Source organism: Xylanibacter rodentium, assembly GCF_013166575.1.
Taxonomy (GTDB): Bacteria; Bacteroidota; Bacteroidia; order Bacteroidales; family Bacteroidaceae; genus Prevotella; species Prevotella rodentium.
Map to the genome: position 1 here is coordinate 19,703 of NZ_JABKKE010000013.1, position 21,809 is coordinate 41,511.

Annotated in this window: 18 protein-coding genes; 8 read left to right on the plus strand and 10 right to left on the minus strand. The window is 50.1% G+C overall.

The window, feature by feature from the left end:
- The 6 genes from HPS55_RS08585 to HPS55_RS08610 form a co-directional block, all read right to left on the minus strand.
- Positions 1–1,191 carry a glycoside hydrolase family protein gene (locus HPS55_RS08585; RefSeq protein ID WP_172175071.1) on the minus strand — a complete coding sequence of 397 codons (1,191 nt, stop codon included), beginning with the start codon at positions 1,189–1,191 and terminating at the stop codon, positions 1–3.
- Positions 1,192–1,215: 24 nt separating this feature from the next.
- A complete protein-coding gene (locus HPS55_RS08590) occupies positions 1,216–2,271 on the minus strand; it encodes a FimB/Mfa2 family fimbrial subunit (RefSeq protein WP_172175068.1) in 1,056 nt (351 codons plus the stop codon).
- A 232-nt stretch (positions 2,272–2,503) separates the two neighbouring features.
- Entirely contained in the window at positions 2,504–4,261 is a 1,758-nt protein-coding gene (locus tag HPS55_RS08595) for a fimbria major subunit (RefSeq protein ID WP_172175065.1), read from the minus strand.
- Positions 4,262–4,326: 65 nt separating this feature from the next.
- Complete coding sequence (locus HPS55_RS08600; RefSeq protein WP_172175062.1) at positions 4,327–5,757, minus strand: DUF3868 domain-containing protein; 1,431 nt, start codon at positions 5,755–5,757, stop codon at positions 4,327–4,329.
- A gap of 13 nt (positions 5,758–5,770) precedes the next feature.
- On the minus strand, positions 5,771–6,355 hold the full coding sequence (locus HPS55_RS08605; protein ID WP_253945784.1) for a DUF3575 domain-containing protein: 585 nt from the start codon (positions 6,353–6,355) through the stop codon (positions 5,771–5,773).
- A 749-nt stretch (positions 6,356–7,104) separates the two neighbouring features.
- Positions 7,105–8,313 carry a site-specific integrase gene (locus tag HPS55_RS08610; protein WP_172175056.1) on the minus strand — a complete coding sequence of 403 codons (1,209 nt, stop codon included), beginning with the start codon at positions 8,311–8,313 and terminating at the stop codon, positions 7,105–7,107.
- A gap of 414 nt (positions 8,314–8,727) precedes the next feature.
- On the opposite strand from HPS55_RS08610, the gene gltX reads away from it, so the two are divergent.
- From gltX to HPS55_RS08645, 7 genes are all read left to right on the plus strand, one after another.
- Positions 8,728–10,242: a glutamate--tRNA ligase gene (gene gltX, locus HPS55_RS08615; protein ID WP_172175053.1), complete on the plus strand. Its 1,515-nt coding sequence runs from the start codon at positions 8,728–8,730 to the stop codon at positions 10,240–10,242.
- A gap of 310 nt (positions 10,243–10,552) precedes the next feature.
- A complete protein-coding gene (locus HPS55_RS08620) occupies positions 10,553–11,800 on the plus strand; it encodes a 3-deoxy-D-manno-octulosonic acid transferase (RefSeq protein WP_172175050.1) in 1,248 nt (415 codons plus the stop codon).
- A gap of 23 nt (positions 11,801–11,823) precedes the next feature.
- Positions 11,824–12,960: a M20 family metallo-hydrolase gene (locus HPS55_RS08625; protein ID WP_172175047.1), complete on the plus strand. Its 1,137-nt coding sequence runs from the start codon at positions 11,824–11,826 to the stop codon at positions 12,958–12,960.
- Positions 12,961–13,079: 119 nt separating this feature from the next.
- Positions 13,080–13,283 (plus strand): hypothetical protein, encoded by a 204-nt coding sequence (locus tag HPS55_RS08630; protein WP_172175044.1) that lies wholly within the window; start codon positions 13,080–13,082, stop codon positions 13,281–13,283.
- Positions 13,261–14,055 carry a threonine/serine exporter family protein gene (locus HPS55_RS08635; protein WP_172175041.1) on the plus strand — a complete coding sequence of 265 codons (795 nt, stop codon included), beginning with the start codon at positions 13,261–13,263 and terminating at the stop codon, positions 14,053–14,055. Before HPS55_RS08630 ends, HPS55_RS08635 begins: the two co-directional genes overlap by 23 nt.
- A 49-nt stretch (positions 14,056–14,104) precedes the next feature.
- Positions 14,105–14,587 (plus strand): threonine/serine exporter family protein, encoded by a 483-nt coding sequence (locus HPS55_RS08640; RefSeq protein ID WP_172175038.1) that lies wholly within the window; start codon positions 14,105–14,107, stop codon positions 14,585–14,587.
- Positions 14,588–14,633: 46 nt separating this feature from the next.
- A complete protein-coding gene (locus HPS55_RS08645) occupies positions 14,634–15,533 on the plus strand; it encodes a LysR family transcriptional regulator (RefSeq protein ID WP_172175035.1) in 900 nt (299 codons plus the stop codon).
- A 126-nt stretch (positions 15,534–15,659) separates the two neighbouring features.
- Here the strand turns inward: HPS55_RS08645 and HPS55_RS08650 are convergent, their stop codons facing one another.
- From HPS55_RS08650 to dut, 4 genes are read right to left on the minus strand one after another with little or no spacing between them, the layout of a single operon-like run.
- Entirely contained in the window at positions 15,660–17,144 is a 1,485-nt protein-coding gene (locus HPS55_RS08650; protein ID WP_172175032.1) for a murein hydrolase activator EnvC family protein, read from the minus strand.
- Positions 17,145–17,196: 52 nt separating this feature from the next.
- Positions 17,197–18,042, minus strand: a complete 846-nt coding sequence (locus tag HPS55_RS08655) for a DUF4292 domain-containing protein (RefSeq protein ID WP_172323458.1) — start codon at positions 18,040–18,042, stop codon at positions 17,197–17,199.
- 8 nt (positions 18,043–18,050) lie between these two features.
- On the minus strand, positions 18,051–19,817 hold the full coding sequence (locus HPS55_RS08660) for a tetratricopeptide repeat protein (protein ID WP_172175026.1): 1,767 nt from the start codon (positions 19,815–19,817) through the stop codon (positions 18,051–18,053).
- Positions 19,818–19,839: 22 nt separating this feature from the next.
- Positions 19,840–20,277, minus strand: coding sequence for a dUTP diphosphatase (gene dut, locus HPS55_RS08665; protein ID WP_172175023.1), 438 nt, complete (start codon positions 20,275–20,277; stop codon positions 19,840–19,842).
- Between the two features lie 191 nt (positions 20,278–20,468).
- On the opposite strand from dut, the gene dgt reads away from it, so the two are divergent.
- Positions 20,469–21,806, plus strand: coding sequence for a dGTP triphosphohydrolase (gene dgt, locus HPS55_RS08670; RefSeq protein WP_172175020.1), 1,338 nt, complete (start codon positions 20,469–20,471; stop codon positions 21,804–21,806).
- The last annotated feature ends 3 nt before the right edge of the window (positions 21,807–21,809 follow it).

The following is a 21,809-nucleotide window of genomic DNA, read 5'->3' on the forward strand; positions in this document are numbered from 1 at the left end:
CTAATTCTTCTCTTTGTTCTTTTCTACATCCAATCCAAAAACCGGATCAAGCTTCACCTCGCCGTATGGAATGACATCCACTACGATTTCCCTGTTATTCATCGATACATCCACCACCACACTCGTGTTGCGGAAAAGGGATTTCAGATTTGGCAGCGGACAGACGAACGGGTCTTTCTTTCCGGCTATATTGATTGTCATAGTGTACTCCTGTTCGCCGTGCGCCGCTTCTCCGGCCTTGAGGTTCATACTCTCAGGCAGGTAGAAGACGGGAGTCTCATCCGCCACACCGGGTCTTGAGTTGTCAGGGTAGTCTATATCAACATGCGGCCGTCCTACCGTCACCGTCCCATGCGTATAGGTCAATCCGCTGTTTGCCTGTTCCGGCAGGTCGTAGTCCTTCAACCAGCCGGCGGCCTCGGTGGTGGCGTAAGAGTCGTTCTCGGACGAGGCGTCGGATACCTCCTTCAGCCACTCTATCCAAGTTTTCCCTTTGAAGAGCAGGCGGTTTTGTTCGCTGTCGTTGACATGCGCCATCAGAAAGTTCCTGTCGGCATGGCCGGATATGGAGAAGCTGCTTACGGTCACATCCTCGCCCTGACGCCAGTTGTTGAAGTTCACGGTGAACTTGGTGGCCACACGCACCACATATAGCGTCTGTCTGACCACACCGCGGGCCGGAACCGCTATCTCGTACATCGATGACATCGGAATAGGCTTGCCGTCCGAATAGTCGGGAGCGAAATAGAGACCGGTCACAGCGTCCTCAAAGCCAGACGATCCCGCCGTATAGGATTCGAAGAAGCGGGTCAGCGACCGCCTATCGTCCTGAACACCCTCAACCACGGCCACGCTTTCCTCGTTGGCAAATAGAAATATCTTCTTTGTCTCGTCGGGCGCTACATTGAGCAATACGCCGAATTCCTCCCGTGCGCCCTCCAAGGCATAGAAGCGGTTGTGTTCCACCGTCCCGTTCTGACGCAGAACAACTACACGCAGGCTGTGCATCTCCTCATTCTCGGACTGAACCGCCGCTCTTGTCTGCTTCATTGAAGCAATGTTCAGATACAGAACTCCTCTCGTAGAGTCGTCAGACGAAGCCCCATCCTGACCGCTGCACGCCACCATCATAAAAGACAGTGCCAATGTAGCCAGGCAAACCACAATGCTTTGTATAATGTTAGGTCTCATCTGTCCAATGCTTATTGCCGATTGTTAAAGATTGACGTCGTCCAACACCACCATCCAGGAGTGAATCAATATCTGACTGCTGAGCCACTCGTTGTTCTCGTCAAGGAACAAGGTCATCACATAGTCGTCCTCACGGTCGAGAAACTCCTGGTCGCTCATCGGATGTCTGTACTCCTCCTCGTAATAGTCCTTTGCCAACAAGGCATAGTCAATCACCGGTATGCGGGCCACCGTATGCCCGTCGCGGCCGGTTACGGTCAGCACCATATCCTTACGGTGCGACTCCATCATACGCCCCACGGTAAGGTCAGCTATGGCTCCCCTGACACTGACGACGGCACGGGTGTCCACCTTGCCCACACCAGCCTCACCGCTCTGCGTTTTCCACGGGCGATATGTGATGTTCTCGTCAGGCACCAGCTCGTTGTCATGGGCCATCAACCCATTCTCATCGTCTATGCGGAAAGAAAACTGATTGACATCGACATCCACACCTGAAAGATGCTGCAATATGACGCGTATATGGTTGGTGTTCTTGGTCAGATACATGGTGTAATCATAGCTGCCTCCGTCCTCGTTGGCGGGCAGCGACACGTCCATCGCTCCGTGGAACAGCCGATACAGACTTTCATCGCTGTAGGCACCGGCCTCGTCGCGCTTGCGGTCCAATGCACACTGCAGCTGCTCGATCCGCGTCTCGCCGATACGGGCTTCGGGCACAGAGAAAGATTCTGCGCGGACACCGTCGTTGCGCAGACCGCACCACGCCAAGAGCCGATAGTCGCCTGCGGGCAGATCGAGCGACATGTAATAGTCACCCGCCACCGACGGGTCGACCCGCTCCTCCTGCTGCCATACCAGTATGCCCGACGGGTCGAAGGCATACAGATGTACCGACGACACTTCATTGGCGAAAGCGTCCGCCCACTTCAGGTTCATGTCGTAGCGGAACTTGAGCCGGTAATACACCGAGCAGTCGCCTTCCTCGTCATAAACCACTCCATCGCAGGCAGCAAGCGGGAACAGCAAAACTGCAGCCGCCACAAGCCAGACATTTCTGATACAAGCCGATATATTCATGTCAATCTTCTTTGTTCACCGTATATAATCGTATCCGGCCAATGCCGGAGTATGAATTTCCATTTCAAGTGGGAAACGCCTTACAGACAGGGTGTTTCCTGAACCGCATCTCTCCTTGCACCGATGCGGAAGTGCCTGTTCTGTGAAATAAGTGAAAACGGGGAGGATTTCACTCCGGAATATGCCTCCCCGCAAGTATGAATCATTATTTTTGCACTGTCAGCAATCTGAATTACCAGTCGAGAGTCACGTCGTTTGCTACAACACGCCAAGAGAGGATGTTGATTTGGGCTGCAATGAAAGAGTTGTCATCGTCTTCCGGCTTCTCAGGATAGATAATCTCGTCAGGATTATAGACCGGAGTGCCAAGACCTGTCAGCGCAGTGATGTTGGCGTCATAGATATGGTTACGTACTACACCGTTCTTTTTGTTACCGAGATGCTTGATGTCGAAGTAATAGTAGGTCCGGCCTTCGCTCCATACCTTGGCTGTGCCGAGAGCCTTCAACGAGCCATTGGCATCTGCCGTAGACAATGCCACCGCATCCTTATTGTTGCTTGGATACCATTCTGTTTTTTCGGCATCGGTTGTGAGCTGGGCGTACACCTTGTAGCGGCCTGCTTTATTAATGTCGGGTTTGTGATTGTCGTTGTCCAAATCACTGATTGTCTTGAAAGTAATATCTTTTGGCTCTATCTTTGTAAATGTCGTTACAGCATCGGCGCCTTCACCCGTTACGGTCTTTCTGTAAAGACCGCAGTTGTCGGCATACAGTTTTTTGAGTTCGGAAACTGTTGTCCGGGTGTCACCATACTCTGCAATATCAATCGGGTTGCCATTCTCATCTACGAGCTGTGCCGATATAATAACCTTGGTAGGTGTTGTAGGATCTTTACCGTCATCCATGTTTGCCACATCGGTTGCATTCTCATTGATATATACCCACTGCGACTTATCGAATTTGGTCATGGCCTGAGCCTGGAATTTATTGTCGTCAGCAGATCCGTTCTGGAATGCGCCATACTGGTAAGCAACACCGGAAGCATTGACAGCCCAGAAAGAACGTGAGAATTCGGACCAGTTCCAAGGCATGTTTTCACCTAACAGGTTTGCGGGCCACTTAGTGCTGATCTCCTTTACAAGCCGTGACTTGTCGGCAACGGCGGTGGTGTTCCAGCCGAGGAACTTCACAAATATCTCCTTCTCCACAGACTCACCTCCTGTCATTTCCGTAAACGTCTGCTTTTCTTCGCCTTTAGCAGTCGAATAGATTTTCACACCTTCAATTTCTTTTACAGCTGTAAGGCCGCTGTTTAGGCGGACCTTGGCCATCGTACGCTCTACATAGATCTGCACAGGGTCGTTAAGTGCCTCACCGGAAGTCGCTTTAACCTTGCCCTCCACGCTGACTGTCATTTTCTTGTTCTTGACATCACCCGCCGCCATATAATAGGTGGAGTTGCTCATCACAAATCCATTGCTGACATCTCCATAGTTGCCGGTTATCTCAGCCAAAGAGGCAAGTGAAAGTTTATCGTTTGCATCACCTTCCGGATTGACAATGGCAACGAGCTGGGTCGTCTCGGTTGTATTATCTCCTAAAGGGGACTGTAGAACCAATGTGGCACTGAGAACCTTTTCTACATTAGGCATATCTGAGCCCTCATCAGATATATTCTTGTTCCAGTCCAGATAGTTGGAAAAACCGTCGGTTGTCTTTCTCACTGCTGCCGGATTGCCGCTTGCATCGAAGAAATAGAAGCGCACCTTCTTCACTTCGTTCTCATTGGCCAGTCCCTCCTCATACTTTGCATTGTTCGGGTCGTCTTCAGTCAGGTCGCCTGCTGCACGGGTGCCGTTGGTAGAATTGGTTACAAGATTCACAGTAAGATACTGTGTCTCGCTTGCGATACCTTTGTTGTCGCCACCATCGACAACCGCATCGTCGCTCGAACAGCCAACAAGCGCCGTTCCGACGCACATTGACATAAATAAAGTTTTAAATCTCATGTTGTTTAAATTAAAAATTAGTATTGTATTTATTTCTCACTACGTCATTTCCTGCGTCCGTTGTCCAAATCCTCCAAGACAAGCGCAGCCTGCTCCAACCCTATCTCTTTAGCCTTGTTCAGGCAGATGCGTGCGGCCTCATAGTCTTCTTCGCGTATGGCCAGTGAGGCGCGCGCATAATGGGCTTCAGCCGAATTGCCCGCCTTGTCAAGATATTTGCGTGCCGTCCTGAAGTCATCCCTGCGGATGGCGGCATTGGCGGCATTGAGATTGGCCACCGTATCGTTTGGGAACATGCGCACCGCCGTCTCATACACTTCGGTAAATTCTTTGGTGCCCTCTTCGTATGAACCTGCCACAAGATAAAACTCGTTCAGGCTCAGGTTCTGCGGACGTTCCGCCATGATGCGCCTTATTTCCTCCACCCGGTTGAACTTGCGTATGGTATAGTCTATACGGTAGTCTGTGCGCCGAAGTGCCGGATAGCAGTTTTGCAGCAGGAAGCGGTAGTCGGCAGGGTAAAGACGCTTTATCTTCGCCTCCTTGGCATCCGGTTCCATATCGCTGTCTATCAACGCAAGAATCTCCGTGCGGTGGTCTATGTTGGATTTCTCCACGTAGCGTCGCAGTCCCTCCCAATTCTCCGGTTCGTAATCGGTCCGGATTATGCTGTCGGCAAAATGGTACAGCCGCTTTATATGCTTTTTAAGGGCGGCTGTACGTCCGATGGAAAGGTCGGTGTTGTGTCTATACGGGCTCTCCGGCGAGGCAAAGCCCTTGAGCCATACGGAAGTGATGGTGACATCCTCATCATTGCGCACGGAGTCGATGGTAGCCTCTATTTTGGCAAGTTCGTGCATATTGCGGCGGTAATCGGGATAGATTACCGTCTGGTCTACAGGGAAGTCAATGAAAGCCGAGCCTGACAACGAGCGGCTTTTTACGATTTCCGCCGCGGGCTGCACAAATATCAGATCCGGGAAGAAAGCCTCGTCATGGCGTCCCAGTATGCCTTCGTATTCTGCAAGTATCTCCTGGCAGCATCCCCAGTCACTACGGTGAAACTTCAGCGTGGCACCGTTCATCCAGTCCTCGTAGATGATGGGGCTGTTGTACGCCAGCCGTTCCGGTTTTTCCGACACCCGGAAAGCCTGTTCCGAATCGCCCGAGATGGTGTTCATACCGTTACGTACATAATAATAATACCGGCGGCGTCCATAGACACCCACCGACGGCAGGTCCAGCGAGTCGGTCCCGTTGACCAACCGCGGTGTAAGCAGCACGGCACGATTGGAATTGACGTCAAGTCCGGCCATATCGATGCCCATCTCAACGGTGAGATATTTACCGTTGCGGCTCATATCGAAATTGTCGATGGAGACACCGGGTATGATACTTTTTGTATGTTGGGCCACCGCCTCCGGCACATTTAACATGCCCAGCATGGCCGCCAGTATGAATATAGTCCTTTTCATCTTTGTTGCAATTTTAGAATAGATAAACCAAGTTTACGGCCGCCTTAGTGGGTCCCACATAATGATGCGGCCGGTCCGTCTCCACCTTTTTCCCGCATCCCGCACACCGGAACCGGTCATAACGGGTATAGGAATAGCCTATGCCGATTTCGCCCTCCATATTCCAATGGCGGCCAAGCACCAAAGCATAGCCATAGGATACACCCGCACCGGCAAACCAACCTTGAAAGCGCGATTTCTTCAGTTTACGGGCATCCGTTCCCAACATGTTGAGTCTGCCGTCGAAACCACCGATATTGAACTGACCCCCATGCAAATGGGCGCCAAAGAAATGCCCTCCGAACCGGTCGCACAGCCAATATCTTACGCCCGGCTGTACCGACCAGTGTTTCCAACGTCTGTTGTGCGAAAGGGTCCATCCGTTGAACTGTCCCACGACACCAGCCGTCCACTTCGGTGCCAATCCTATTTCAGCACCAACATTAGGGCTTAAGACCGCATCGGAGAGCAGATTGGTTTTTATCGCAACATCTTGTCCACAGACGCGTTGAACCGCACCGGCAAAGACCATTGCCAAAAATAAAAGATTCCGTTTCATTATCCTATTTTCCATATCTGTCATATTTGTAATTTTATCTCTTTTATCACTTCTCTCCGTAAGAGAAGTAACCGGTTTTCTCCGTAAGAGAAGTAATAAGGGAAACGCGAATTGAAACAGATCAAGCAAAGGGAGAAAACAAATTAGTTAAGTTAGTCAACAAAATTAAAAACAACATAATCGTCCGGACATAGAAAGAACGCGCCCCGCCGGGGCAACGAGCACACAGCCCGGGGCAGAGCGTAGCGGCACCCCGGGAACAATACGATTGCACATATGCGCCCTGCAAGGGCAAAAGCGTTAATTATCAGATATTTACAATTTCTATATCCCATATATTTTTATGCTTTTGCCCTTGCAGGGCGCGGGGACGTCGATGTTATATTCCCGGGGTGCCGCTACGCTCTGCCCCGGGCTGTGTGCTCGTTGCCCCGGCGGGGCGCGTTCTAGTTTAATGCTATGACTGACTTAATATATTTTGACTATGATTTCAGAAATGAACGACAAGTTTTGGACACCCTACCCGGCGGGGCGCGTTCATCCTATGTCCAAACAATAATGTAGTTTAATTCTGTTGACTAACTTATAAATGAGATTTGCTCAACATTCTGCACTCAAATATTAAAAAAAAAAAAAAATGCAAGTTTTTAGAGTTTTCTTACATCTATATTCAATAATATTAAGTAATTTTGCACTCTAATACTTCTCTTACGGAGAGAAATACATTCTATCACCAACCGTTTTAGATTTTACAATGATTTCAAGATAATACTGTTTGCCTTGTCTACAACCGAAGTATCCAAAGAGGCAAGATAGATACGTGTGGTCATTTCCGAATCGTGTCCCATTGCCTCGCTGATTGTTGCAATAGGAATATTCTTACTTTTTGCGATGCTTGCCCAACCGTGGCGCGCCACATATGTCGTCAGCGGAATGGGCAGTCCCAGCCGTTCGCCGATTCTCTTCAAGTAGGTATTTATTAGATGCGCCTCGCTCTTGTACTGCCGTCTTTCATCCTTACCGTTATTCTTGATGATGGGCAGCAGATAAGGCGAGCCGGTGGTGTCGTACTTGTCGACAATGTCCTGCATGGGTTTCTCCCATTTGATGAACAGCCGCATATTGGTCTTATGTCTCCGGTAGGACAGTATACCGTTCTGCAAGTCCTTCTTTTTCAGAAACGCCATATCCACAAATGACATGCCGCGCGTATAAAACGAGAACATGAACACATCTCTCGAATAATCCATCATCGGACAAAAGCTCAAATCCATATTCCGTATCTGCCGGATAACATTCAGTGGTACGGCTCGCTTTGTCGTCTTATCGATTCCGGTATACACATGTTTAAACGGAAAACGCTGCACAGTCAGTTCCTTCTCTACGGCACGGTTGTAAATAGCCCGCAGATTGCGCATATAAAAGGAAATGCTGTTAGGACAGATGCCGACCGACTTGAGATATGTTTCGTATGCCGTCATAAGGTCAGAGTCCATGTCATCCCAAGAGACGTCACGGCTGTTCCTGAACCTCAGAAAACTATTGATGGCGGTAGTGTATGTCTCTGCCGTACATCGTTTGCCTATTTTCGCCAACCGGTCTACAAGATTTCGGGCAAAGGATATAAAACAACTGTTGTCTGCCGGCATCAGATATGCAGCCACCACATCTTCTGCCGTATAACGATTGCCCGTACATTCAAGATGTGAGATGACGCTTTTCAGTCGCTTCGTGTCTTCCTGTACATTATTTATTAATGTGACAAGATAGTCGCGGCGCGTCTCCTCTATTCCGGAAGGAAAAACGATTTTCCCATTTTCCGCATCCCATTCCTCAGGATACAGTCTATAACCGGCATTGATCTGCCTGGCCACCCGGTTGTGAATCACTTGATAGAACAATGTGCCCTCTTTCGTTTCGGAAGAGGATGCACGAAATTTGGTTCTTACTGTTGCCATAAATTTTATCGGATTAAGTAAGTGAACAAAATTAGCGCTTTTTCTGTATAGAAAAGTATGCTCAATAAACGAACTCTATTACTTAACCCGTTAGCAGTACAAGGCCGTTGAACTGTCAGTACAAGGCCGTTGAACCGACAGTACAAGGCCGCTGAACCGACAGTACGGGAGCCTTGTATCAGACTGGCAACACCGTAACACCGATATTCCGACATGGGCAATTCATCATAACACCCGTCCGGCTACATCCAAGGATTATCCTGTCAAACATATATACAACTGCCGCCAACCGTCCGAATACAGTCAAATTATACACCGGAGATTTACATTTTTCACGGAAAAGCGTTAAAAATAAAAAAAAAACCGTACTTTTGCAGAAAGTATTTACTCACCTATTATATTGCAACGATATCAATGTCTGAAAGAAGAGTAAGGGTGCGCTTCGCACCAAGCCCTACGGGGGCCCTGCATATCGGTGGAGTACGCACCGCATTGTACAACTATCTGTTTGCCCGTCAGCACGGCGGCGATCTGGTATTCCGCATTGAGGACACCGACTCCAACCGTTTCGTTCCCGGAGCCGAAGAATACATAATCGAATCGTTCAGATGGCTCGGCATCAAGTTTGACGAAGGTGTATCTTTCGGAGGCAATCACGGCCCGTACCGACAGAGCGAACGCCGCGACATCTACAAGACTTACGTGAAACAGCTGCTCGATGCGGGCAAGGCATACATCGCATTCGACACGCCCGAGGAACTGGAGGCCAAACGCAAGGAGACAGACAATTTCCAGTATGACGCCCGCACACGAATGCAGATGCGCAACTCGCTGACCATGAGCAAAGAAGAGGTGGAGGCACTCATCGCCGGAGGCAACCAGTATGTGGTACGTTTCCTGATAGAGCCGGGCGTGGCCGTACATGTGGACGACCTGATACGCGGTGACGTACGTATAATGAGCGACATTCTTGACGACAAGGTATTATACAAGAGTGCCGACGAGTTGCCCACATACCATCTGGCCAATATCGTCGACGACCATCTGATGGAGATTACCCACGTGATACGCGGTGAGGAGTGGCTGCCCAGCGCACCGCTCCACGTGTTGCTCTACCGTGCTTTCGGATGGGAGGACACCATGCCGCGCTTCGCCCATCTGCCGCTGCTGCTCAAGCCCGAAGGAAAGGGCAAACTGTCGAAACGCGACGGCGACCGTCTGGGATTCCCCGTATTCCCGCTCGAGTGGCACGACCCGAAGACGGGCGAAGTGTCGTCGGGATACCGCGAGAGCGGATATTTCCCCGAGGCCATAGTCAATTTCCTCGCACTGCTCGGATGGAATCCGGGCACGGAACAGGAACTCTTCAGTCTTGACGAACTGGTACCGCTGTTCGACATCACCAAGTGCAGCAAGGCCGGTGCGCGCTTCGACTATCAGAAGTGTATATGGTTCAACCACGAGTACATACTGAAAAAGACTCCCGAAGAGATTGCAGCGCTCTTCGCTCCTATAGTACGCGAGCACGTACCGGGCGAGACGACGGAAAGAATCACCGAGGTCACACGGATGATGAAAGACCGCGTGAGCTTTGTCAGCGAGCTGTGGCCGCTGTGCTCGTTCTTCTTTGAAGCGCCCTCGACATACGACGAGAAGACACGCAAGAAGCGTTGGAAAGAGGACTCGCCCGCACAGATGGCCGAGCTGATAGCGGTGCTCGAAGGCATCGACGACTTCTCGATGGAAAACCAGGAGCGCGTTGTGGAACAGTGGATTGAGGAAAAGGATTACAAGCTGGGCAACATCATGAACGCATGGCGACTGATGCTCGTGGGCGAAGGCAAAGGTCCGGGCATGTTCGACATATCGGCATTCTTGGGCAAGGAAGAGACTATAAAGCGCATGAAGAAAGCTTTGGAGTGCATTTAATTCAGTGAAGAGTGCAGAGTTGGGAGTGCAGAGGTATGATTACCTTTGTTGATTCACTTTACAAGAGTAATCATACCTCTTCATCCATCACTCTAAACTCTGAACCATATATAAGGTAATCATACCTCTAAACTCATCACTCTGCACTCTGAACCACATAAAGGTAATCATACCTCTTCACTCATCACTCCAAACTCTGAACCATATAAAGGTAATCATACCTCTTCACTCATCACTCTAAACTCTGAACCACATAAAGGTAATCATACCTCTTCACTCATCACTCTAAACTCTGAACCATAAAGATAAAGTGTATAACATAGCTATATATTTTTACCTGCTGGGCGTGGCCGTGGCAAGCCTGTTCAACAAGAAAGTAAAAAAGATGTGGCAGGGCGAACGCCGGGCGTTCGACGTGCTCAAGGAGAAGGTGGACCCCACGGACAGCTATGTGTGGTTTCACGCCGCATCGCTTGGAGAGTTCGAACAGGGACGCCCGCTGATAGAGCGTCTGCGCCGCGATCACCCTGAATATAAGATACTGCTGACGTTCTTCTCGCCATCCGGATATGAGGTGCGAAAGAACTACGATGGCGCCGACGTGGTATGCTATCTGCCGCTCGACACTCCTATTAACGCCATCCGGTTCCTGAGAATGGTAAGGCCGGTGATGGCTTTCTTCATCAAATACGAGTTCTGGTACAACTATCTGCACATACTGAAGCACCGCAAAATACCGGTGTACAGCGTGAGCAGCATATTCAGGGACGACCAGATATTCTTCAAGTGGTACGGGCGGAGCTACTCGAAAGTACTGCACTGCTTCACCCACTTCTACGTACAGAACGAGAAGAGCAAGCAACTGCTCGGAGGTATAGGCATCGACAACGTGACCATCACCGGCGACACACGCTTCGACCGCGTACTTCAGATAAAGGAACAAGCCAGACAGCTGCCGCTGATAGAGGCTTTCGCCAATGGGAAAAAGGTGTTTGTGGCCGGCTCGAGTTGGGCGCCCGACGAAGACATTTTCATACGCTTCTTCAACGAACACCGCGACTGGAAACTGATTATTGCCCCACACGTGATTGCAGAGGACCATCTGCAACAGATAATGCACAAGGCCGTACACAGGACCGTGCGATACACAAATACTACCGAGGAGGAGGCACGCAAGGCCGACTGCATGATAATCGACTGCTTCGGGCTGCTGTCGAGCATCTACCGCTATGGCAACGTGGCATACGTGGGCGGAGGCTTCGGCGTGGGAATACACAACGTGCTTGAGGCCGCCGTATGGGGCATGCCCGTGATATTCGGCCCCAACAACAAGAACTTCATTGAGGCACAGGGGCTCATCGCCAAAGGCGGAGGATTCGAGATTGCGTCATACGACGACTTTGAAACCGTGATGACGCGCCTTACCAACAACGATGACGTACTGAAAAAAGCCGGAGACAAAGCCGGCAGATTCGTGAAAAGCTGCACGGGAGCCACAGCCAAGATTCTGTCGGAGGTGTACGTACATGCCGCACAGAAGGGCATGACCACTCCGTAAACAAGGCGACAAGAACCATAAACATGACAGAACTGAAAGAATATACCGCCGAGGCCGTAAGGCTGCTAAGCCGGCTGATAGCCACACCATCGGTGAGTCGTGACGAAAAGGCTGCAGCCGACGTGATGGAGGCATTTATGAAAGAGCACGGCATTGACAGCCGGCGCGAAGCGAACAATGTGTGGGCCGTGGGGCGTGATTACGACGCTGCACGGCCCACACTGCTGCTCAACGCCCACATTGACACTGTGAAGCCGGTGGGGACTTGGACACGCGACCCGTTCGGCCCTGTAGTCGAAGACGACCGCCTGTACGGACTTGGCAGCAACGACTGCGGCGGAGGTCTGGTGGCCTTGTTGCAGGCGTTCAGAATATTGGAAGACCCCTGTAATCCCCTCAAGGAGGATATTGTGAACACACAGCCACATCGCCTTGACAATATCAGCCCGTCAAATCCGTCATCACTTTTGCCATACAATCTGGTATTCCTTTCATCGGCCGAAGAGGAGGTTTCGGGACGCGACGGAATAAGCCGTGTGCTGCCGCTGCTGCCGCATATCGACGTGGCCATTGTCGGTGAACCCACAGGCATGCAGCCTGCCATTGCAGAGAAAGGGCTTATGGTAATAGACGCCACATCACACGGCCGCTCAGGCCACGCCGCCCGCAACGAGGGTGTGAATGCAATATACGAGGCTCTCGACGACCTTCTCTGGCTGCGTGACTATCGTTTCAGCCGTGTCAGCAAATTGCTCGGACCGGTAAAGATGAGCGTGACGGTAATCGGCGCAGGCACACAGCATAATGTGATACCCGATGAATGCCGCTTTGTCATCGACGTGCGTTCAAACGAACTGTACACCAACGAAGAACTGTTCGGCATCATCAGCAGCCACGTGAAGAGCGAATTGCATGCACGTTCGTTCCGTCTCGGTTCGTCGCGGATAGACGCCTCCCATCCGCTCGTAAGGCGGATGACGGCCATGGGCATGAAGCCCTTCGGCTCGCCCACTCTCTCCGATCAGGCCCTGATGCCGTTCCCGTCGTTCAAACTGGGACCGGGCGACTCCGCCCGCTCTCACTCGGCAGACGAATACATCTGTGTGAGCGAGATTGAGAATGCCATCAGGACATATGTGGAGATATTGTCATCATATTGAACCTATCTGACAACTAAAAAATATCCTGATAACCGCTATCGAAACTATCACTGGATGTTTATGATTTCCGTTGTTTTAATTTCGTTACTTTGCACCACGAAATCAAAACAACAACAGTTATGAACTACCCATTATTGACATGGAGCTGCATAGCAGGACTGACAGCACTCATTATCATTGTGCGCATCATACGTGCAGCCGGAATATGCATGAAAGGCAGACATCCTTTCATTGAAATAGGAAGCGAGCGGGATGAGTTTTTTGTCCCGGGTGACCCACGCGAAACAGACGAATACGACGATGAGGACGACTACTGTCTATAAATGCGGCAGCCCGTCGCCACAGGAACTATGCCGGTTCCTGTCAGAATACAGCGCACTGCTGCTGGGTTGCGGCGCCACCTGTATACGGCTGGAAAACAACGTACAACGCATTGCCGAAGCGTACGGCAAAGAAATAAGCATGGTCATAATGCCAAGACATGTACAGATATCGGTATGGGAAAAGGGGAACGATGAAGCAGTGACGGCAATATCCACGGTGAAAAGCTCACCGATAAGTTTCAATGTCAACACCCGGCTGAGTGAACTGAGCTGGGAAGTAGCCGACGGAAAGACCGACTTCAACCAAGCCGCAGAGCGGTTGGGAAAGATTGTAAAAGACGACAGACAGGACAAATGGACCGTACCGGTGCTTGTGGCTTTGGCCAATGCCTCGTTCTGCCGGCTGTTCAGCGGTGATGCAGTGGCGATGCTCACAGTGCTGGCTGCCACACTGGCCGGATATTCATTGAAAACATTTCTTCTCGGACGTGGTACCGACAACCGTCTCGCATTTTTCATATGCTCGTTCGTATCGTCAGTTCTCGGAGCCACAGACATACTGTTTGCCATAGGTGACACTCCGACCACAGCCATGGCTACAAGCGTGCTGTATCTCGTGCCGGGCATACCATACCTCAATTCGTTCAGTGACATGCTATGCAGGCATTATATATGCGCCTTCTGCCGGTTCATGGACGCCATTGTGCTCACAGGATGCCTTTCTGCCGGCCTTTGCTGCGGAATGCTACTTATGAACGTTGGAATGTTCTAACCAACCGAACTGACAGACAATACAGTAACACGCACCATACAACATTACTATGTGGAATATATATTTTCAGGATGCATTATTCGCAGCAATAGCCGCTATCGGTTTCGCATCCATCAGCAAGCCGCCGAAAAGGGCGTATATATATTGTGCGCTGACAGCTGCCGCAGGACATTCGTTCCGGCTTATGCTTACCAACGGAAGTACAATGCATATGCACATCACCATAGCCACTCTGTTGGCGGCATTTCTCATCGGCACTATCGCCGTATTTCTGTCACCGCTGGCCAAGACTCCCGCCGAGACTTACCTGTTTCCGGCACTGTTGCCAATGATTCCGGGTATATATGCCTACAAGGCTTTCGGAGGACTGGCCATGTGCATACTGAGAAACGGACACGACATATTCAACTCTTATTTCTATCTGTTTGCCACCAACGCCATCACATGCACGTCCATCATTCTGTGCATGGTAATAGGGGCTACCACACCTATATTCATATTCAAAAAAACATCGTTTCAAGCCACAAGATAGTTTTTTGTATATATCTTTGCACAATGAATTATATTATATATGTATCATGGAACTGCGTCAACTGAAATATTTCGTCAAAGTAGCGGAAACGCTCAACTTCTCGGAGGCTGCCAAAATACTATGCGTAACACAAAGCACACTCTCGCAACAGGTGAAACAGCTCGAGTCAGAACTTGGCACGGAACTCCTTACAAGAAGCAGTCACAAAGTGAGTCTTACTGAAGCCGGTAGCGAACTGCTGCCGCACGCGCAACAGACGCTGAACGAGGCAGAAATGTGCAAGATCAGAATAAAAGACCTGAACAGTCTGTCTACAGGCAAACTAAATATAGGCGTGACATACTCCTTCAGCCCCATACTCACCGAGACACTCATCACATTCGTCAAGATGTACCCGAAAATCAGACTGAACATCTTATACAAACCAATGACAGAACTGATGGAACTGCTCCGGGAACGTGAGGTGGACTTTGTACTGGCATTCAGACCCACACAACACATGGAAGGCGTGGAATCACATATACTGTTCCAGAACTACCTGTCGGCCATTGTAGGAATGAACCATCCGCTGGCTTCAAAAGACAAGGTTACCGTTAACGAACTCGAAAACTATGACCTCGCCCTACCTTCACAAGGTCTGCAAGCGCGAAACGCTTTCGAGCAGATAGTGACCCCATACAACAAATTCCGCGTAAGGATTGAGCTTAACGAAGCAAACATGTTGTTGAAACTCGTCAGACAAAGCAAGTTCATATCCGTTCTTGCCGAAGCCACGATATACAACGAGACCGGAGTAAAAGCCATACCACTCGACATTCCCGACAACGAAATGAGCGGATGTGTACACACACTGAAAGACACATACCACAAAAAATCCATGCAGGAATTTATAAGGCTGCTCAACGAGTCTCTCGCAGTGAAAGAACGGCAGAATGCATGGATATAAAGAAACTAAGAGTTAAGAATTAAGAAGTAAGAGGTATGATTAGCTTCATATATTACAGACCGGAGTATATACAACTTTACTTCTGCACGGTGCCAATCAAACCTCTTAACTCTTAATTCTTAACTCTTAATTCTTCCCAAGCCATACCTCGGGATTCAGTTTGGCTTTCTCGCGGCGCAATTGGAACTGGAGTATATGGTCGGGGCCTACCGTACCGAGAATCTGACGGGTGGTCACTTTCTGACCCTTATGGACACTGACAGACGACAGATTGCAGTATACCGATATGTAACTGCCGTGACGCACCATCACACCTGTTATTCCTCCGAAACTGAACACGGCGCTCACCTCTCCGTCGAATATACTGCGGGCCTGTGCACCGGCCTTTCCCTCAATGTTGATACCTTTATTGTCGAGACGCACATTGCGCAGCCCGTCAACATTGTACTGTCCGAAACGGCTCACTATCCTGTAAGCACCCGTTATAGGCATGGGCAGACGGCCACGGTTGCTCTCAAAACCACCACTGATGCGTCTGTCTTCCGAAGATATATGGAAAATCTCGCCTGACGGTTTGCGTGAAGTTGTCTCCACTCGTTCGGACGACTTGCCCGTAGTCTTTTTCCCGGATGTCTTCCTCTGCGCTGTAGTGCTTTCCGTACTCCGGCGCTCAACCTGTCTGCGGGCCTGTTCCTCGGCGCGTCGTTTTGCGGCAGCTTCGGCTTCCGCCCTGCGTCTGGCCTCAGCCTCCGCACGGGCACGGGCCCGCTCTACCTCCTCGGCTATCAGCCTGTCTATCTGTTCGTTGAGAGCTATATCCTTCTTGCGTTGCTGTTCGATAATCTGTTGTATTGTCTTCTGCTGCTTCTGTAACGTACTGACCATCTGCTTCTGTTCAGTCTGCCTGTTCTCCAGATTGCGGCGTTCCTGCTCCCCTTTGTCCAAAAGCACGCTTTTCTGTCGTTTCGCAGCAGTAAGCTGGTTGTATTTGGCAGTGACCTCCTCGCGCTTTGTCTTCACCATCTCGCCCTGCGCACGCTGATAGGCAGCATATTCGCGGGTAAAACGAAGACGGCGGTACATCTGTGTAAAGTTCTTGGCACTGAAAACAAACATCAGCTGGTTCTGTATCGAGCTATTACGGTGCATATAACGCATCGACTTGACATATTTGTCCTTACGGTCTGCCAATTCTGCCTCAAGCTCTTCCAACTGTTTGCCAAACATCATGATATTACCGTCGAGAGTTGTTATGTCACGGCGTATGGTGTCTATTGTCTTCCTATTGTCCTCGATTTCGTTGTTGATGACCATCAGGTTCTGCAAGCGCTGCCTGACGTCACGCTCGTTCGAACGCAGACGCTGCTCATGCTGCTTTATCTGTTTCTTTATCCTTGCACTTTCGTTCTGCAATCCTTTTATGGATGTTTTACTCCCGGATGCTTTCTTAGTTACGGTCTTTTTCCCCTTTGCGGAAGAAGTTTTCTTCTTTATAGTACTTCTTTTCACGGTTTGGGTTGTACGTTGCCTTGCAGTGGAGGTTTTGCGCGTCTGTGCACCCACCGCCACTGTAAATGTAAACAAGATGACAAATATCCTGAACAGTCTCATTTATGTTTATGATACCACTATTTTTATGATGCCTTAATGATGCCTATTATGCTTACAATGCCATGAAACGGCGCAAAATGTCATCAACCTTCACTTGCTTGTATTTACCCGACACCTCCGTACGTGTCTCCCAATCGCTCTCGTTGCCGATGTAGTTGAGTTTCATGTTCAGCTTTATCTCCTTGCCTGACGATGTGGTGAAAGTGATTGCATTGTCCGTGGGGAACTGCTTGGAACCAAGCGGTTTGAAATTGTTATAGTCCCAATTGAGCTGCGTATTACCCCTCAGTTTGTCCTTATACAATATGTTGGCCATCTTTATCTCGGCTTTCGAACTGCCGGCCAGCCATTTATACGACATTTTGTCGTGCTCAAGAGAAATGACAACGTCACCGTCACCAACGCTTGTCTCATATTCGTTCATGGCTTCGTCCGTAAGCCTCATCTTTCCCGGTTGGAAAAGTTCGTTCCAGAAAAGCGCCTGAAGCGAATAGAAGTTAAGCCCGCTGGTACGCAGAAAGTCAAGCTGATTGTACGGTACCTTGAGATATTGCTTGTTGATGCGGTCCATGATAAGAACATAATCCTTGGTAAACTCCAGACGTCCGGCCTCGACAAATCCGAAAGCCATAAGCTGCAAGCGTATCACGTCGTCGCGCTTCATCTTCAGATTGCCTGTCAGCGTAAGATCCTGAGCACCTACCTGAACCTGAAACTTTATCTTGGAAGTGATAAACTTGACCGACTGAACATTGTTGTCCGATACCTTTTGCAGGAAGTTCTGCGTGTCTGCCGTGGTTACCGGTTTTGACGGTTCGGACTTTTCCAATGACTTTGACGACTTGCACGCCCCCAATACCAACAGCATTGCCATCAGGGCAATATTAAATAAATTCACTGATTTCATCATTTCTTCAGGTATTTTTTCTGTTTTATCTTTTTCTTCAGCAGTTTGTTCCCCGCATCCTTTTCTGCGGCTTTCCGCCACAGTTCCACAGCCTTGTCCATATCGCCGCACATTGCATGTATGTCGCCGGCGTGATCCAGTATCACCGCACCGGCATCTGCGTCGTGCTGCACAGCCTGATCTATATATACACGGGACTCGGCATAACGCCCTTCAAGAAACAATATCCACGCATACGTATCGAGATAAGTGGCATTCTCCGGTTCGGCCTTTATCGTCTTGTAACTCATACGCTCCGCCTTTTCCAGTTCGCGCTCCTCGAGGCTCAGATAATATGCGTAATTGTTCAGACATCCTATGTTGTCGGCTTTCCACTGCAGACACGAGTCGTAAGCGGCAAAAGCCTCGGCCCCTCGGCCCCGCTGAAACAGCAGGTCGCCCATGACGGAATAAAAATCGGAGGCGAGGTCAGGATTGCTGTCTTCCGCTATTACACTGATACCATTCTGAAAAGCCTCCAACGCACTGTCCTCGTCCTCCATACGGTAGTAGGCCATGCCCTGATAATAATAGAAGCCCATGTTGTCAGGATTGTACTGACGGGCTGCACGACACAGTTCGACAACTGCCGGCATGTCGTCACGGTTCCACGCATAAGACACAAGCTCAAGCCGCGCCGCTGCGTTGTCAGGAGCCACACCGAGTATCCATTCCAACACTTTCCGCATGTCATCACGCGGCATCTTCTTCAAATTCATATATGCAACCTGCAACATCGCCACGTCGACATCAGGCTGAGACAGACTTCCACGCATCCTGTCGAAATATTCCATTATGCGTATGCTGTCGCCGCCGTTCTCCTCGCTCTCGGCTATTTCCTGACGCATTATATATACACGATTGGCAGACGTCGTGTTCTTGTTCATCAGAATGTCCATAGTAACAGAGTCGGCACGTGCCGTGTCGGCTTCCTGCTTATAGTGTGCCCGCATCGAGAGCATGGCCCTGACATTGTCAGGCTCTTCGTCAAGTATGCTTCGAAGTATGCCAATAGCCGCGGTATCTTCTCCGTTCATCAACAGCATGTCGGCATACATACCGCGATAGTTCAAATCGTTGGGATATTGGTCGGCCAGCATCTTCATTTCGCTGATGGCCGCTTTCTTGTCACCTTTCTTTGTATATATATCACTCTTGGTGAACGAAAGCCGCTCGTTCTTTCCCTCGAGTTCCTCCATCCGTTCAAGCGTAGCTATGGCATTGTCGTAGTCACCTTGCTGCAAATACAATTGCACGAGCATCGAAAGCATGTCGTCACGTCCCTTGTTACGCTGTGTGAGACGTTCGATAGCAGCTATAGCCTCCTCATATCGTCCATTGGCCACATATGCCTGAGCCAGCGTCTCAAGATATGTGCTGTTGTCGGGATTCAGTTCGGCCGCCTTTTTAAAATGGGCCAGCGCACGCTCCTTGTCTTTAAGCGATGTATAATACTGTGCAAGATAGAAATATACTTCCGGAGCCTGCGGGTTCAGCTCCTCACAATAGCGCAACAGGTCGAAAGCAGCCGTATTGTTGCCTTTCTGCCTCTGCACCATGGCCTCAAGAAAGAACATGTCGTACTTTCGCTTCGCGTCATATCCGGATATATCCCCGTCAGCCGGCCTCCATGCCGATGCCGACGACGGCCGCACCATGCCTGCCGCAATCGTGAGTACAACGGCTATAAATGCCTGCAAAGACTTCACCCTTAACAAATTTGCCATCAGATTACAGTTCATACGATATTCATTTCACGCCCGTATGGCCATACCCTCCCTCGCCACGTTCGGTGTCATCCAGTTCCCCAACAACTGCAAACACGGATTGTTCGTGACGCGCTATCACCATCTGGGCAATGCGCTCGCCGCTGTTCACGACAAAATCGTCGGACGAAAGATTTACGAGCAGCACCTTTATCTCGCCGCGATAATCGGCATCGATTGTACCGGGAGAGTTTAGCACGGTCACACCATGTTTCAAAGCCAGTCCGCTGCGTGGTCTTACCTGTGCCTCATATCCCTCGGGCAATGCCATGTACAGTCCCGTACCTATCAGCCGACGCTCCATGGAGTGTAGCACCACCGGTTCGTCTATGTCGGCCCTGAGGTCCATGCCGGCACTCTGTTCTGTAGCATATACCGGCAATGGCTGACGGCCCCGGTTTATAACTTTTATCTCAATCATTATCTATGTCGGTCTTTATTTATATTTAAAATGCAAAAATAACGATTAATCCTCAAACACCGGCATTTTAATGGCTAAAAAGTATTTATTCCATTATTTTGAGCAAGAGCGTCACTAAATCAGGTTATAATTTGGGGATTTTACTCCTTTTGTGTACTTTTGCGCAATCACATTCATACAATGATACGACTATGGACTGGAAACAACTCATAACCAACAAACGGCTCGGTCAGGAACAACGACACATTGAGCGGCACGACGACCGCACGGAGTTCAAACGCGACTACGACCGTCTGATATTTTCGGCACCGTTCCGCCGGCTGCAGAACAAGACCCAGGTGTTTCCTCTGCCGGGAAGCATATTCGTGCACAACCGTCTGACCCACAGCCTCGAAGTGGCCAGTGTGGGCATGTCGCTCGGCAACGACGTTGCGGCCGCACTGACGAAACTTCATCCCGAACTGCACGACACCATGATAAACGAGATAGGACAGATTGTTGCCACGGCATGCCTCGCCCACGATATGGGCAACCCGCCGTTCGGCCATTCAGGCGAGAAGGCCATACAGACATTCTTCACCGAAGGAGCCGGACTGGCACTGAAAGACATGGTGGGCCGCGAACTGTGGAACGACATAACCCGCTTCGAAGGCAATGCCAACGCCTTCCGACTGCTCACACACCGCTTCTGCGGACGGCGGACAGGCGGTTTTGTGATGACATACTCCACACTGGCCGCTGTGGTAAAATATCCGTTCGAATCGGCCGCCGCAGGCAGCCATGGCAAGTTCGGATTCTTCAATACGGAGAAGGAGACATACTGCAAAATTGCCGATGAAATGGGCATAAAACGGCTGTCGGCGCCCGGTGAGCCCTTGCGTTATGCCCGCCATCCACTGGTATATCTGGTAGAGGCCGCCGACGATATATGTTACGAGATAATGGACCTCGAGGATGCCAACAAACTGAAGATACTGTCGTATCAGGACACGGCCGGGCTGATGCTCGGTTTCTTCGACGACGACACGAAACAGAAGATAATGCAGCGCATTGATGACGAGCAACTGACCGACGACAACGAAAAAATAGTGTATATGCGGGCCTGCGTCATCGGCAAGCTGGTCAGCGAATGCGTAAAGGCATTCATAGAAAACGAAGAGGATATACTCAATGCGCGTTTCAGCGGAAGCCTGATAGACCACATTGCCGAAACACCGCGCAACGCCTACCGCAGATGCACGGAAATATCAAAGAAGAACATATATTGCAGTAAACCGGTGCTCGACGTGGAGCTGTCAGGTTATAAAATAATGGAGACACTCATGGCACAGATGGTCGAGGCCGCCCTTCATCCCGAACGCTTCTACTCCAAACAGCTGATAGGCCGGGTGAGCAGTCAGTATGACATCCACTCGCCACAACTCGAAACGCGCATCATGGCTGTGATAGACTACATAAGCGGCATGACAGACATATACGCACTCGACATCTACCAGAAAATTAACGGCATCAGCCTGCCGATAGTATAGCCG